General features: G+C 70.1%; 12 protein-coding genes. 5 read left to right on the forward strand and 7 right to left on the reverse strand.

Translation table 11 applies throughout. The features are described 5' to 3' along the window. Window positions 1–44 precede the first annotated feature (44 nt). Complete coding sequence (locus ACFVKT_RS30465) at window positions 45–1,145, forward strand: pyridoxal-phosphate-dependent aminotransferase family protein (protein ID WP_385737870.1); 1,101 nt, start codon at window positions 45–47, stop codon at window positions 1,143–1,145. Here the strand turns inward: ACFVKT_RS30465 and ACFVKT_RS30470 are convergent. The 3 genes from ACFVKT_RS30470 to ACFVKT_RS30480 form a co-directional block, all read right to left on the reverse strand. Next, window positions 1,057–1,542, reverse strand: a complete 486-nt coding sequence (locus ACFVKT_RS30470) for a GtrA family protein (protein WP_385737490.1) — start codon at window positions 1,540–1,542, stop codon at window positions 1,057–1,059. The genes ACFVKT_RS30465 and ACFVKT_RS30470 overlap by 89 nt on opposite strands. A gap of 101 nt (window positions 1,543–1,643) precedes the next feature. After that, a complete protein-coding gene (locus ACFVKT_RS30475; protein WP_385737492.1) occupies window positions 1,644–2,669 on the reverse strand; it encodes a glycosyltransferase family 2 protein in 1,026 nt (341 codons plus the stop codon). 35 nt (window positions 2,670–2,704) lie between these two features. Beyond that, window positions 2,705–5,305, reverse strand: a complete 2,601-nt coding sequence (locus tag ACFVKT_RS30480) for a YfhO family protein (protein WP_385737872.1) — start codon at window positions 5,303–5,305, stop codon at window positions 2,705–2,707. A 910-nt stretch (window positions 5,306–6,215) separates the two neighbouring features. On the opposite strand from ACFVKT_RS30480, the gene ectA reads away from it, so the two are divergent. The 4 genes from ectA (at window position 6,216) to thpD (ending at window position 9,470) form a co-directional block, all read left to right on the forward strand. Continuing rightward, the gene (gene ectA, locus ACFVKT_RS30485; protein WP_385737493.1) at window positions 6,216–6,755 is read left to right on the forward strand and encodes a diaminobutyrate acetyltransferase; all 540 of its coding nucleotides are present in this window, start codon (window positions 6,216–6,218) and stop codon (window positions 6,753–6,755) included. A gap of 86 nt (window positions 6,756–6,841) precedes the next feature. Beyond that, a complete protein-coding gene (ectB, locus tag ACFVKT_RS30490; RefSeq protein WP_385737495.1) occupies window positions 6,842–8,113 on the forward strand; it encodes a diaminobutyrate--2-oxoglutarate transaminase in 1,272 nt (423 codons plus the stop codon). Between the two features lie 59 nt (window positions 8,114–8,172). Then, window positions 8,173–8,577, forward strand: coding sequence for an ectoine synthase (locus tag ACFVKT_RS30495; RefSeq protein WP_385737497.1), 405 nt, complete (start codon window positions 8,173–8,175; stop codon window positions 8,575–8,577). Window positions 8,578–8,582: 5 nt separating this feature from the next. Further along, window positions 8,583–9,470: an ectoine hydroxylase gene (gene thpD, locus ACFVKT_RS30500; protein WP_385737499.1), complete on the forward strand. Its 888-nt coding sequence runs from the start codon at window positions 8,583–8,585 to the stop codon at window positions 9,468–9,470. Between the two features lie 41 nt (window positions 9,471–9,511). Here the strand turns inward: thpD and ACFVKT_RS30505 are convergent, their stop codons facing one another. The 4 genes from ACFVKT_RS30505 to ACFVKT_RS30520 form a co-directional block, all read right to left on the reverse strand. Then, a complete protein-coding gene (locus ACFVKT_RS30505) occupies window positions 9,512–10,819 on the reverse strand; it encodes a maleylpyruvate isomerase family mycothiol-dependent enzyme (protein ID WP_385737501.1) in 1,308 nt (435 codons plus the stop codon). Window positions 10,820–10,922: 103 nt separating this feature from the next. Beyond that, window positions 10,923–11,519 (reverse strand): RNA polymerase sigma factor, encoded by a 597-nt coding sequence (locus ACFVKT_RS30510; protein ID WP_385737503.1) that lies wholly within the window; start codon window positions 11,517–11,519, stop codon window positions 10,923–10,925. A gap of 54 nt (window positions 11,520–11,573) precedes the next feature. After that, complete coding sequence (locus ACFVKT_RS30515; protein ID WP_385737505.1) at window positions 11,574–12,623, reverse strand: aminotransferase class V-fold PLP-dependent enzyme; 1,050 nt, start codon at window positions 12,621–12,623, stop codon at window positions 11,574–11,576. A gap of 96 nt (window positions 12,624–12,719) precedes the next feature. Beyond that, window positions 12,720–13,439, reverse strand: a complete 720-nt coding sequence (locus tag ACFVKT_RS30520) for a DsbA family oxidoreductase (protein WP_385737506.1) — start codon at window positions 13,437–13,439, stop codon at window positions 12,720–12,722. Between the last annotated feature and the right edge of the window lie 59 nt (window positions 13,440–13,498).

Consider the following 13,498-nt stretch of genomic DNA (forward strand, 5'->3'; position numbering starts at 1 on the left):
CCTCGTGGGCCTCGTTAGACCCTGTGAGCGAAGAGAGCACCGTCGTGACACACCCCTTCCTGGACCTGGCCCCGCTCGGCGCGGCGCACTTCGCGGCGATCGAGGACCGTGTGGCGCGGCTGCTCTCCACCGAGCGGGACGTCGTGATCATGCAGGGCGAGGCGCTGCTTCCCCTGGAGGGGGCCATCCGCGGCACGGCGGGGCCCGGCACGACCGCGCTCAACGTGATCACCGGCCCGTACGGGCAGACCTTCGGTGACTGGCTGCGGGACTGCGGGGCGACGGTGATCGACCTGGCGGTGCCGTTCCACACGGCGGTCACCGCCGCGCAGGTGCGGGAGGCGTTCGCCGGGCATCCGTCGATCGACTTCGTGTCCCTGGTGCACGCGGAGGCGGCGACCGGGAACACCAACCCCGTCGCGGAGATCGGTGAGGTCGTACGGGAACACGGCGCCCTCTTCTACCTCGACGCCGTCGCCTCGGTCGGCGCCGAACCGGTGCTGCCGGACGCGTGGGGTGTCGACCTGTGCGTGATCGGGGCGCAGAAGGCGATGGGCGGGCCCGCCGGGGTGTCGGCCGTGTCGGTGAGCGAGCGGGCGTGGGCGCGGATGGCCGCGAACCCGCGGGCGCCGCGGCGGTCGTATCTCTCGCTCCTCGACTGGAAGTCGCGGTGGATCGACGGGGGCCGCAAGGCGCTGCTGCACGCGCCCGCGCAGCTGGAGATGCTGGCCCTGGAGGCGTGTGTCGAGCGGATCGAGGGCGAGGGGCTCGACGCCGTGATGGCCCGGCACGCGGCGGCCGCGGCGGCCACCCGGGCGGGGACCCTCGCTCTGGGCGGGGGGCTTGAGCCGTATGTGTACGAGGCAGCCGACGCGGCGCCCGTCGCCACGACGCTGCGGACTCCGCCGGGGGTCGACGCGTCCGCGCTTGTCGCCGGGGCGCTGGCCACGGATCCGGCGCTGCCGCTGGCCGCGGGCGGGGGCGCGCTCGCCAAGGATATGATCCGGGTCAATCACTACGGGGCGGACGCGAGTGAGCGGGTGGTCCTCTCCTGCCTCAGCGCGCTGGGGGCCGCGCTGGCGGAGCAGGGAGTGCCGGTGGACGCGGCGGGGGCTCGGCGTGCTGTGACGCAGGCGTGGCGGTAGCGGGTGCGCCCTTCGGGAGCATGATCATGCGGGAGACCACGAAGGTCACCGGGATCGCCACCACGGAGGCGAGCAGCGGAGCGATCCGGTCTCCGACGTGGAAGACGCCGACGACCACGTACACACCTGCCGTCGTGACCACGAAGTTGGTCGCGTTCGTCAGCGGGAACAGCAGGAACTTCCGCAGCGTCGGCCGCGTGCGGTAGGTGAACCGCGCGTTGAGGAAGAAGGACCCGATCATGCTGAGCACGGACGCAAGGATGTGTGCGGCGAGATACGGCAGCCGGGTCAGGAGCAGCAGGTAGAAGCCGTAGTACGTCAGCGTGTTGACGACGCCCACGAGTGCGAAGGCGAGGATCTGCCGCGATATCGGGCGGGTGAGTCCGGTTCGCGTCAAGGGACTTCGCTTCAGGGGGCTTCGCGTCACGTGACTTCGCGTCACGGGGCTTCGCTTCAGGAGATTTCGCGTCGAGGGACTTCGCGTCAGGCGATTTCGCATCAGGGAGTGAGGTTCTTGGTCGTGGCGCGCGGCGTGCGAGCCTGCGTTCCCTGCTGCTTCTGTTCCGGTATTCGGCCCCGCGTCCGGTCCGGTGTTCCTTCGACGTTGGTCGCCTTCACCAGGAAGTGCGGGCGGCCCTTGACCTCGTAGTAGATCCGTCCCGTGTACTCCCCGATGACCCCGATCATGATCATCTGCATGGCCGCGGCAGCGGTGACGGCGGTGATGATCGTGACATAGCCGGGGGTATCCACACCGTGGACGAGCGCGGCGACCACGATCCACGCCGTGTAGAGCCCGGTGCACAGCAGCAGCCCCATACCGAGGTAGAGGGCGGCGCGCAGCGGCCTGTTGTTGAAGGAGAGCAGTCCGTCGAGCCCGTAGTTGAGCAGGCTCCGGAAGGTCCATGAGCTGCGGCCCTGCGCGCGCACCGCGTTCTCGTACTCGACGGTGGTGCTGGGGAAGCCCACCCACGCGAACAGGCCCTTGGAGAAGCGGTTGTACTCGGTGAGCTCCAGGACCGCGTCCACCACCCGCCGGGACAGCAGCCGGAAGTCGCCGACGCCGTCCACGAGTTTTACGTCGACGAGCCGGTTGACGAGCCGGTAGTACAGCCGGGCTGTGACCGTGCGGCTGATCCGGTCGCCGCCCCTGGTGCGCTTGGCGATGACCTGGTCGTAGCCCTGCCCGCGCAGGTCCACCATGCGTTTGATGAGTTCGGGAGGGTGCTGGAGGTCCGCGTCCATGACGATCACGGAGTCTCCCGAGGCGTGCCGCAGACCGGCGAGCAGCGCCGCCTCCTTGCCGAAGTTGCGGCTGAAGGAGACGTACCGCACGCGCGAGTCGAGTTCGGCCAGTTTTTCCAGGGCGGCGAGGGTCCCGTCGCTGCTGCCGTCGTCGACGTACACGAACTCCATGTCGTGGCCGAGCGGAAGGAGTTCCTCCGCGACTTTCATGACCTGGTCCTGGAATCGTCCTATGACGTCTTCCTCGTCGTAACAGGGTGCGACGATCGAGATGAGCATGCTTCTCTCCCTGGGACTTGGCCGGTGAGCGCCGGTCATGCGGGCGTACCGTCGTGCCGGCGTGCGGACGTTGGTACTGCGAGGCGGCCCGTGGAACACCGTCGGCGGAGGGTTGTGAGGGTACCGAGCAGAATCACGGCCAGCAGTGAGGTTGCTCCGACAGCCGTGCCCAGCCGCAGGCCGGGCGGGTGGAACGTGCAGGTGACGCTGGTCGCGGAACCGTCGAGGGGTACGGCGATCAGCCCGTAGTACTCCTGCGCGGGTACGGCGGGGCCGTCACCCAGCGCACAGCGCCACCCGGCGATCCGGGGAGCCGCGAGGACGGCGGTTCCCGTACTGCCCGCCGGGAGTTGGGCCCGGACGGTGCCGTCGGAAACGGTCACCTCGGTGGCGCCGGTGGTCCTGAGCTGCTCGGCCGCGGTGCGCAGCCGGGCGGTGTCCAGGCAGCCGACCGCGCCGTCGGGGATGACGCCCGTCCTGTCGGGGGACAGCTCGATCCGGACCTGTCCCGATGCCGGAACCGTGCCGAGCGGCTGCATCGGCGCGATCTTGGTGACGGGGTGGTCGGCCCTGAACCGGCCGGTCGGGCCCTGGGCGCTCGCACCGGTGAGCCGCGCGGTGCCCGAGAAGTGCGGCGCCCACAGGTACACCTCGCTGTCGGCCCGGCAGTTGGCCGTGATCGTCGCATCCTGGCCGGCGGTCCCGCGAGGAACGCGGATGAGCAGGCCGGGCCGGTCGTCGTCACTGCGCTCCGGTGTCTGCCCGGCGCTGTCCCGCACGGTGAGGCGGGGCACGGTGTAGACACGGGAGCCCAGCAGCAGTTCCTGATTCCGGTACGGCGAAGGACCGAAGTCGGCGAGGCCCGTACGTTCCTGCGCGCCGGAACCGGAAGGCCGTACCGTCACCAGCGGGGGTACGTCCTGGCGGGTCACGCTCACCTGGCTCCCGTCGTCCGGGAACCAGTTCTGATGCGGGTCCGGCGGGGAGTGCACCCGCGCGCCGACGGAGAAGATCACGTCCGTGACGGCGTTGTCCAGACTCTGCAGGCTGCGGCCCCGCGAGGTCCAGCCGTCCCCGAGGGCGGTGAGCGTGCGGCTGAGGACGTCCGAGGTGAGGCTGCTGTAGTACTGGGCACCCTGGCCGCCCACCAGCAGCGGGTCGTTGCCGGCGGTCTGCTCGCGCCCCGGGTCGGTGCGGTACCGGGGCCAGCCGTCGGCCTCCGCGATCTTCTCCGACTGCTGCTCCTGGCGCGTGCCCCAGGGCGCGTAGTTGTCCAGGTTCACGTATCGCAGCCGGGTGGTCACGGCGGCGGTGGCGGAGGCCTCGCCGAGCTGCGTACCGATGAGGAGTGTCACGGCCAGCCCCGACAGCGCGGCACGGCGCCGGCCGCCGCGGCCGCGGTCCTGGAGGGCCAGCAGGGCCAGTCCGCCCAGCGCGCCCACGGCGGCGAGTGCCACCAGGGGCAGTACGTAGGGCGGGTCCGTCAGCTCGCTCGCGCTCGCGACGGCGGTGATGAGCGCGAGCAGAGCGCCCGCCGCGCACAGCGCGCGCCGGCCGGGAACGCCGTAGGAGAGCGCGTGCCAGGCAGCGATCACGAGCAGCGCGCAGAGAACGAAGGCCTGCCGGTAGGGACTTCCCTGGGGGGTGGCGAAGGCGTGCCAGACAAGGTGTGTCGGGCCCCACTGCAGGGACAGCGCCACGGCGACCACCAGCAGGGTCCACCCGGTGCGCACCCGGCGGGGTACCGCCCGGTGGAAGGGCAGGGCGAGTGCGAGCAGCAGCGCCGTGGTGCCCACGTACAGCGCCGGCGCACCGAAGCCGTACGTCGTCGGCAGCAGATGGGCCAGCAGGTCCTGCGTCGTCGCTTGCTCGAACTGTTCGTACACGCCCGGGTAGGCGTGCGTGGTGCCGACGTACACCACCATCAGCAGCGGCGCGGCCAGGCCGATGCCGAGCCCGACGGTCAGACAGGCACGGCCCACCACCGCGAGCGACTGCCGGCGCGTGCGGCCGGCGAGCCACAACCGGAGCAGGAGCACGAGAGCGGCGGCCAGCGTGGCCATGTACGCCGTGTAGAAGTTGGCGATCCAGGCGACCGCCACGACCAGCACACCGAGGTACGGGCGCCGGCCGTTCAGCGTCCACTCGCCGACCAGGCACAGCAGCGGCAGGGCGATGAGGCCGTCGAGCCACATCACGTTGTACGCGGCGCTCGTCAGGGTCCAGCCGCACAGGGCGTAGGACGCGCCCAGCAGTCCCGCGGCCCACCAGGGGCCGGGGCGCATCCTGAGCAGCAGCCAGGCCATGGCGGCCCCGGCCGACGCCACCTTCAGCAGCGTGATCACATACACCGCGAGGTCGATCTCGTCCCGTGGGAAGACCCCCACGAGCAGGGCGAACGGGCTGCTGAGGTACGTACCGAGGTCGGGAAGGAAGCTGGAGCCGAAGCCGGACTGCCAGTTGATGAGCAACCCGCCGTCGGCCCTGCCGTGCAGCAGGTCCCACAGGTGCGCGTGGAAGGGGACGTACTGGTTTCCGAGGTCGTTGACGCTCCGGGTCCGGGGGCCGAACGGGTAGCTGCCGGCGATGACGTCGCCGGCGCAGAACACGGTGACGGTGATGACGGCCGCGAGCAGGGCGGCGGTGGGCCTCGGTCCCGCCGGGCCCGGGGGCCGGAGCCATGTCCACCGGCCGTGGCCCCAGCCGGTCGGCGACTCGGCCGTCGGGCGCGGCGCGGGAGCGGGCGACCGGTCGGCGTCGTGGACGGTTCCGGTCAGCGGCTCGGGGCGGGCTATGTGCTTCACACCCCGGCCCCGGCCGATCGATGCGACGCGGTCCCGTGAGCTATGCCTCCACCAGGGAGTAGCCCGTCCGTGCGCATGCCCGAACCAACCATCCTCAACAAGCCCCCAGAATTGTGGGCACATGGCCCCCGGTCCCGGGGTACTCCCCCGGGTCATCGATTCGCGGTCTTAGATGCGCACCCCTTCGGAGGGGTTGTCCTGCGGCCGCAAGTGTGAACATGAACTCCACTTCGCACTTGGGCAGTTCGGCATCAGGCATCTAGGGCTACAGAGAAGATAAACGCGCGCCAGGTGACGAGAAGGTGAACTCGACAAGACGCGGGTGCCCCGGCCGGGGTCGCAGGCCTGGACACCGGCCTGCTCCGGGCGCCCGTCCGGCATCGCCCACCACCCGCCGACAGGGCCACGGGAGCCTAATTGGCGGGGCTTATCCGGAGGCGCATTCAGAAACTAATTCGGCGCAGCTCCCCACATTCTGCTGCCCGCTTTTTCAGTGCGTAAACACCAAGATTTCGCGAACGGGAATCTCGTGATTCGGGCACATCTCGTGGTGATTACGCGGCTGTGACGCACTCCACAGGAAGTCTCAATGGGTCCGTTTTCTGGATAATTTTACGGGCAAAAGGTACTAAATAGAACCCAGCCGTGGGCGGTCCGCGCCCGCGTGATAACACGTGGGCGCCTCGCATGTAACCCCAACCGGCAATGCAATCTGGAATTTCCCTGGGTAAATTCACTCCGCATGAACGCCGCACACGCAGACCCGCAAGCGGAATTCCTGGAAATGCCGGAGAGCCTTCGGATCGACCACCCGGAGGTGGCCGACGGGGCCGCGCTCTGGCGTATCGCCAAGGACTCCGGAACCCTCGACCTCAACTCCTCGTACAGCTATCTGCTGTGGTGCCGTGACTTCGCCGGTACGTCGGCGGTGGCACGGGACGAACAGGGCGTACCCGTCGGTTTCGTCACCGGGTATGTCAGGCCCGACCGACCGGACACGCTGCTCGTGTGGCAGGTGGCCGTCGACGGCGCCCACCGCGGACGGGGCCTCGCCGCGGCGCTGCTCGACGGGCTGACCGCACGCGTCGCCCAGGAGCAGCCGATGACCGCCGTCGAGACCACCATCACGCCGGGCAACACCGCCTCCGAGCGGCTGTTCACCTCGTACGCGCGTCGCCACGGCGCGGACGTCGAACGTGAAGTGCTGTTCCAGGCAGGGCAGTTCCCGGACGGTCCGCACGACCCCGAGGTGCTGTACCGCATCGGGCCCCTGACGTTCTGAACCGCACACGGCTCAAACCCCACACGACTCGAACCCCCCACGGCTCGAAACCCCCACGACTTCCGTCTCCCAGAAGGAGATTCACTGTGACCATCACCCAGCCCGACCTGAGCGTCTTCGAGACCCTGGAGTCGGAGGTGCGTAGCTACTGCCGCAGCTGGCCCACCGTCTTCGACCGCGCGCAGGGCAGCCGTATGTACGACGAGGACGGCCATGAGTACCTGGACTTCTTCGCCGGCGCCGGATCACTCAACTACGGGCACAACAACCCCGTACTCAAACGGGCGTTGATCGACTATCTGAAACGGGACGGTGTCACCCACGGTCTCGACATGTCGACGACCGCCAAACGGGCGTTCCTGGAGTCCTTCCAGAAGGTGGTGCTGCGGCCGCGCGATCTGCCGTACAAGGTCATGTTCCCGGGTCCGACGGGCACCAACGCCGTCGAGTCCGCGCTGAAGCTGGCCAGGAAGGTGAAGGGGCGCGAGGCCATCGTGTCCTTCACCAACGCCTTCCACGGGATGTCACTGGGCTCACTCGCCGTGACCGGCAACGCGTTCAAGCGGGCCGGCGCCGGCATCCCGCTGGTGCACGGCACGCCGATGCCGTTCGACAACTACTTCGAAGGCCAGATCCCGGACTTCCTGTGGTTCGAGCGGCTCCTGGAGGACCAGGGCTCCGGGCTCAACAAGCCCGCCGCCGTGATCGTCGAGACGGTGCAGGGCGAGGGCGGCATCAACGCCGCGCGCCCGGAGTGGCTGCGGGCACTGGCCGAGCTGTGCGAGCGACAGGACATGCTGCTGATCGTCGACGACATCCAGATGGGCTGCGGGCGTACGGGGGCGTTCTTCTCCTTCGAGGAGGCGGGGATCGTGCCCGACATCGTCACCGTGTCCAAGTCCATCTCCGGCTACGGACTGCCCATGTCGCTCTGCCTGTTCAAGCCCGAGCTGGACATCTGGGAGCCGGGCGAGCACAACGGCACCTTCCGCGGCAACAACCCGGCGTTCGTCACGGCCGCCGCCGCGCTGGAGACGTACTGGACCGACGGTTCCGCCATGGAGAAGCAGACCCGCACCCGCGGCGAGCAGGTCGAGCAGGCGCTGATCTCCATCACCGAGGAGAACCTCGCCGACATCAAGGAGTACCGGGGCCGCGGCCTCGTCTGGGGCATCGAGTTCAAGGACAAGAAGCGCGCCGGACGTATCGCGCAGCGCGCCTTCGAACTCGGGCTGCTCATCGAGACCTCGGGCCCCGAGAGCGAGGTCGTCAAGCTGCTTCCGGCGCTGACGATCACGCCCGACGAGCTGGACGAGGGGCTGCGCACCCTCGCCCGCGCCGTACGGGAAACCGTCTGAGCGGCACGAGAGAACAAAGCGAACAGCAACAGAGCACGAGAGAGAGGGAGCGCACCACCGTGATAGTCCGTTCGTTCAAGGACGTCGAAGGCACCGACCGGCATGTGAAGGCGGCATCCGGTACCTGGGAGAGCAAGCGCATCGTGCTCGCCAGGGAGAAGGTCGGCTTCTCCCTGCACGAGACGACGCTGTACGCGGGTACCGAGACGTCGATGTGGTACGCGAACCACATCGAGGCCGTGCTCTGCGTCGAGGGCGAGGCCGAACTCACCAACGACGAGACCGGCGAGACGCACTGGATCGAGCCCGGGACGATGTACCTCCTGAACGGCCACGAACGCCACACCATGCGTCCCAAGACCGACTTCCGGTGCGTCTGCGTCTTCAACCCGCCCGTCACCGGACGGGAGGACCACGACGAGAACGGCGTCTACCCCCTGCTGACCGAACCCGAGGAGGTCTGAACCCCATGACCACGCTCACCGATCTCTACCCGAGCCGCGCCGCCAACGAGGTGTCCGCGCCCCGCCAGGACCCGGTCGTCTGGGGCGCCCCCGGCACACCGGGGCCGATCGCGGTGTCCGAGCTCCAGACGTACGAGCGCGACGGCTTCCTCCCCGTCGAGGAGCTCATCGGCGACGACGAAGTCGCCGTCTACCGGCAGGAGTTGGAGCGGATCGTCACCGATCCCGCGATCCGTGCCGACGAGCGGTCCATCGTCGAGCCGAAGTCGCAGGAGATCCGGTCCGTCTTCGAGGTACACCGGATCAGCGAGGTCTTCGCCCGTCTCGTGCGCGACGAGCGGGTCGTCGGCCGCGCCCGGCAGATCCTCGGCTCCGACGTGTACGTCCACCAGTCGAGGATCAACGTCAAGCCCGGCTTCGGCGCGAGCGGCTTCTACTGGCACTCGGACTTCGAGACCTGGCACGCCGAGGACGGTCTGCCCAACATGCGGACCGTGTCCGTCTCGATCGCGCTGACCGAGAACTACGACACCAACGGCGGCCTCATGATCATGCCGGGGTCGCACAAGACGTTCCTCGGATGCGCGGGGGCCACGCCGACGGACAACTACAAGAAGTCCCTCCAGATGCAGGACGCCGGCACACCCTCCGACGAGGCACTCACCCGCCTCGCCACCCGGCACGGCATCAAGCTCTTCACGGGCAAGGCCGGTTCGGCGACCTGGTTCGACTGCAACTGCATGCACGGCTCGGGCGACAACATCACCCCGTTCCCGCGCAGCAACGTCTTCATCGTCTTCAACAGCGTGGAGAACTCGGCGGTCGAGCCGTTCGCGGCGCCTGTACGGCGGCCGGAGTTCATCGGGGCGCGGGACTTCACGCCGGTGAGGTGAGCGGTGGGCGCGGGTGGGTGCACGGGATGCAGGTCGCTGCGCTACAGCCACGCCAGCGACGCCGCCCTCTCCAGTACGTGGCTGACGGCGGCGGCGTCCCCCACCGCGCCCCGCGGCACGTCCCCCGGCGCGTACCTGCCGCCCACCAGCAGGCAGAAGTCGACGGGATCCAGGACGAGTTCGGCTCGTACGGGCTCACCCTCGGCGCCCAGCACCCACTGGGCGTCCGCGCCTCCCCCGGTCAGCCCGAACAGCACCGGGGGTGACGCGGGCCCCAGCGCCCTGCCGAGGACACGGACCGCGAGGCGAGCGAGCTGCCACAGGTGCGGATCTGGTGGCGGAGGCACGGCGAGACCAAGGGCGCGCCCGATGTCGTCGGTGTGGATCCACGCCTCGAAGGCCCGCACGACGAAGTGGTCCGCGAGGGACAGCCGGACGCCCATCAACGTCGTGGCTTGGGACGCCAGTTCGGGATCCCTCGCCTCGGACGTGGACAGCAGCGCCGCCGCCCGGGCGCTCCATGCGGCGACGGTTTCCTCTGGCGTGCGCCGTCGCTCGTACGCGATCACCTCGGCGGTCCGGGCGGCCCAGGCGTCCTCCCGCCGTGTCCCGTCCGGCCGTGTCCCGTCCGGTGTGGGCCCCGACGAGGGCATGTGCGCGTCGAGGCCGAGCCTGGTGGCCAGCGGTTCGTCGGCTGCGATGAGATGGGCGACGGTGCTGTGCACGTCCCAGCCGTGCACGACCGGCGTACTCCAGGGCGCTTTCCCGTCCAACTCCCGCAGCAGCGCCTGAAGTCCGGACACCGCGGCGGCGTAGGGGGCGGCGTGCGGGGCCACCCGGGGTACCGCGCGGCGGGTGCGCAGGGCGAGGGCGAGGGCACCGTCGGACTGTTCGGAGCCGCTTGCCGGTTGGGAACCGCCGGACTGCTCCCAGACTCCTGACGGTTGGGAACCACCGAACTGATCCGAGACGCTTGCCGGTTGGGAGCCACCGGACTGCTCGGAACCGCCGGGCTCTTCGGAACCGCCCGCCCGCTCGAAGCCGCCGGATTCTTCCGAACCACCCGCCTGCTCGAAGCCGCCGATCCGCTCGGAACCGCCGGACCGCTCGGAACCGCCGGACCGCTCGGAACCGCCGGACCGCTCGGAACCGCCGGACCGCTCAGCGCGGCCGGCGCCCCCCGCCCGCCCGTCCAGCAGCCGTACCGTCTCCCGTAGCCGTTCCGCCTCCGCCGCGCAGGACTCGCAGTCGGCGAGGTGCGCGGGGACCGTGCGCCGGTCGGCGGCCGGCAGCGCGCCGAGGGCCCAGGCCGCCAGCAGGTCCCGTACGTCCTCGTGCTCGGTGCTCATCGCATGCCGCCCTTCCGGGACTTGGCCGGCATGGCGGCCGCACCTCGCCCCGCTGAGCCCACCATACGCACGCCCCGCCCTCCCGGAGTCACCCCGAACGTCATCACGCACCCCTTCCCACTGCCGGGTCCGGCGGATCGGCCAGGGTCTCCGCGAGCTTGCGCAACGCCGAACGCAGCCGCGTCTTGGCGGTGCCCTCCGGGATGCCCAGCTCCACGGCAGCTTGCCGGTAGGTGCGGCCGGCGAAGTAGGCGAGGTGGACCACCTCCCGCTGGGACCGGGGGAGTTCGGCGAGGGCGGTGTGCAGGAGCAGCGAGCGTTCACGGTCGACGACCGTCTCGTCGGGGCCGGGCGCGGCGTCCGGGATGGCGTGCAGCACCGAGTCGTCCGCGCGGAGGTCCTTGCGGTGCCTGGCCTCGCTGCGCACCCAGTCCACGGCCCGCCGGTGGGCGAGCATGGACAGCCAGGTGCGCAACGAACCACGGCGCGCGTCGAAGGCGTACGGCCTGCTCCAGAGCTGGGCGAAGACCTCCTGTGCGACATCCTCGGCGGCGGCCGGGCTGCGTGTGACCCGGACGGCCACCCGTCGTACGAGAGCGCCGTACGCGGCGTACACCTCGGCGAGCGCGGACTCGTCCCCGTACACCAGCCGCCGATGCAACTCGGCGTCCACGAGCGTCGGTTCCACCGGCACCACCACCTCGTGGTGCCCTTCCTAGCGTTCCCGGGGAACCCGCGCCAGTGGGTGGGGGACTCAGCCGGAGAGGACGTCGAGCAGCCGGTCGACGTCGGCGGAGGTGTTGTACAGGTGGAAAGCGGCCCTCAGGTTTCCGGCCCGGTCGGAGACTTCGACGCCGGCGCGGCTCAACTCGGGCTGCCGGTGGCCGAGTCCGGGCACGGAGACGATGGGTGAGCCGGGAGCGGGGACGGGCTCGTGGTCCAGTCGGTGCAGACCTGCGCGGAAACGGTCCGCGAGTGCCAGGTCATGGGCGCGTACGGTGTCGACGCCCAGTTTCCCGATCAGCTCCAGTGAGTGCCGGGCGCCCGCGTACGAGAAGAGGCTGGGGCTCTCGTCGAACCGCCGTGCGGAGTGGGCGAGTTCCTGGACCGGACCGTAACAGCTGTCCCAGGGGTGTTCGCCCGCGACCCAGCCCGCGAAGACCGGAGTGAGCCCGCCGAGGTCCTCCGGGACGACCAGGAAGGCCACGCCGCGCGGGCACACGAGCCACTTGAAGGCGACGGAGGAGACGTAGTCGTACGCGTCCGCCTCGACCGGCAGCCAGCCCATCGCCTGGGACGCGTCCACATACGTACGGGCGCCGTGCTCGCGCGCGGCCGCGCGGATGGCCGGCAGGTCGGCGAGCCGGCCGTCGGCGGACTGCGCGGCGCTGACCGCGACGAGCGCGGTGTCCGGGCGTACGGACTCGGCGATCCGCTCCAGCGGCACCGCGCGTACCTTGAGGTCGCGGCGCATGTGGAAGGGGTTCACGACGGAGGCGAAGTCGGCCTCGGCGGTGAGGACTTCGGCGCCTTCGGGGAGCGAGGCGGCGATCAGGCCGGTGTAGACGGCGACCGAGGCCCCGGCCGCGACCCGGACCTCCGGGACGCCGACCAGCCGGGCGAAGGCGGCCCTGGCCGCCTCCACGTCCGCGAACATGTCCTGCGGCTGACCTGCCGCCACGGATTCGACGCCGGCCCGCATGGCGTCCACCGCGCGGACCGGGAGCAGCCCGGTGCTCGCGGTGTTCAGGTAGGTGTTCTTCGGGGCGAACTCGGCTCGTACGAGAGTCTCGAAGGTCTCCATGGGACCACTCTGCGGCCGCGCGAACTCCCCGTCCATCGCCATTTTCTACTCAGATCCGCCAAGGGCCGCTTATGCATGCCCTCCGACCTGGGCTTTTCAGTTCTGCGGTACGGCGCACCCGTCCGGTCCGCAGACCTCGGAGTCGTCGGAGGCCTGCTGGATCAGCTTCAGTGGCGGGCGCTCGCCCCACGCCTGGGTCAGCGCCTGGGCGAAGACCTCGGCGGGCTGGGCGCCGGAGACGCCGTACTTGCGGTCGAGGACGAAGAACGGGACACCGTTCGCACCCAGCTCGGCGGCCTCGCGCTCGTCGGCCCGGACGTCGTCGGCGTATGCGGTCGGGTCGGCGACCACCTTGCGGACCGCGTCCGCGTCGAGCCCGGCGGCGACGGCCAGCTCCACGAGACGCTCGTCGTCCCCGAAGACGGACCGCTCCTCGGCGAAGTTCGCCCGGTAGAGGGCGCCGATCAGCTCGTCCTGCCTGCCCTGCGCCTTGGCGAAGTGGAGCAGGCGGTGCATGTCGAAGGTGTTGCCGTGGTCGCGGTCCCGGGTACGGTACTCGAGGCCCTCGGCGGCGGCCTGCGTGCCGAGGTTCTCCTCGCCGGCCTGCGCCTGCGCCTCGCTCATGCCGTACTTCTTGGTCAGCATCTTCAGGACGGGCTGAATGTCGTCCTTGGCGCGGTTCGGGTCGAGCTCGAAGGAACGGTGCACCACCTCGACCTCGTCGCGGTGCGGGAAGGCGTCGAGCGCCTTCTCGAAGCGGGCCTTGCCCACGTAGCACCAGGGGCAGGCGATGTCGCTCCAGATCTCGACGCGCATGTCTTCGGCTCTTTCCAGGTCGTACGGGTACGGAGGCGCCCTCCGCTCAGTACGTGAAC

The organism is Streptomyces sp. NPDC127595, assembly GCF_042671685.1.
Taxonomy (GTDB): Bacteria; Actinomycetota; Actinomycetes; order Streptomycetales; family Streptomycetaceae; genus Streptomyces.

What these genes read in the sequence shown, in the direction of transcription:
- thpD (WP_385737499.1), top strand. Translation starts at nt 8,583, where the DNA reads ATGACCACGCTCACCGATCTCTACCCGAGCCGCGCCGCCAACGAGGTG.
- ACFVKT_RS30520 (WP_385737506.1), bottom strand. Translation starts at nt 13,439, where the DNA reads ATGCGCGTCGAGATCTGGAGCGACATCGCCTGCCCCTGGTGCTACGTG.
- ACFVKT_RS30475 (WP_385737492.1), bottom strand. Translation starts at nt 2,669, where the DNA reads ATGCTCATCTCGATCGTCGCACCCTGTTACGACGAGGAAGACGTCATA.
- ACFVKT_RS30515 (WP_385737505.1), bottom strand. Translation starts at nt 12,623, where the DNA reads ATGGAGACCTTCGAGACTCTCGTACGAGCCGAGTTCGCCCCGAAGAAC.
- ectA (WP_385737493.1), top strand. Translation starts at nt 6,216, where the DNA reads ATGAACGCCGCACACGCAGACCCGCAAGCGGAATTCCTGGAAATGCCG.
- ACFVKT_RS30505 (WP_385737501.1), bottom strand. Translation starts at nt 10,819, where the DNA reads ATGAGCACCGAGCACGAGGACGTACGGGACCTGCTGGCGGCCTGGGCC.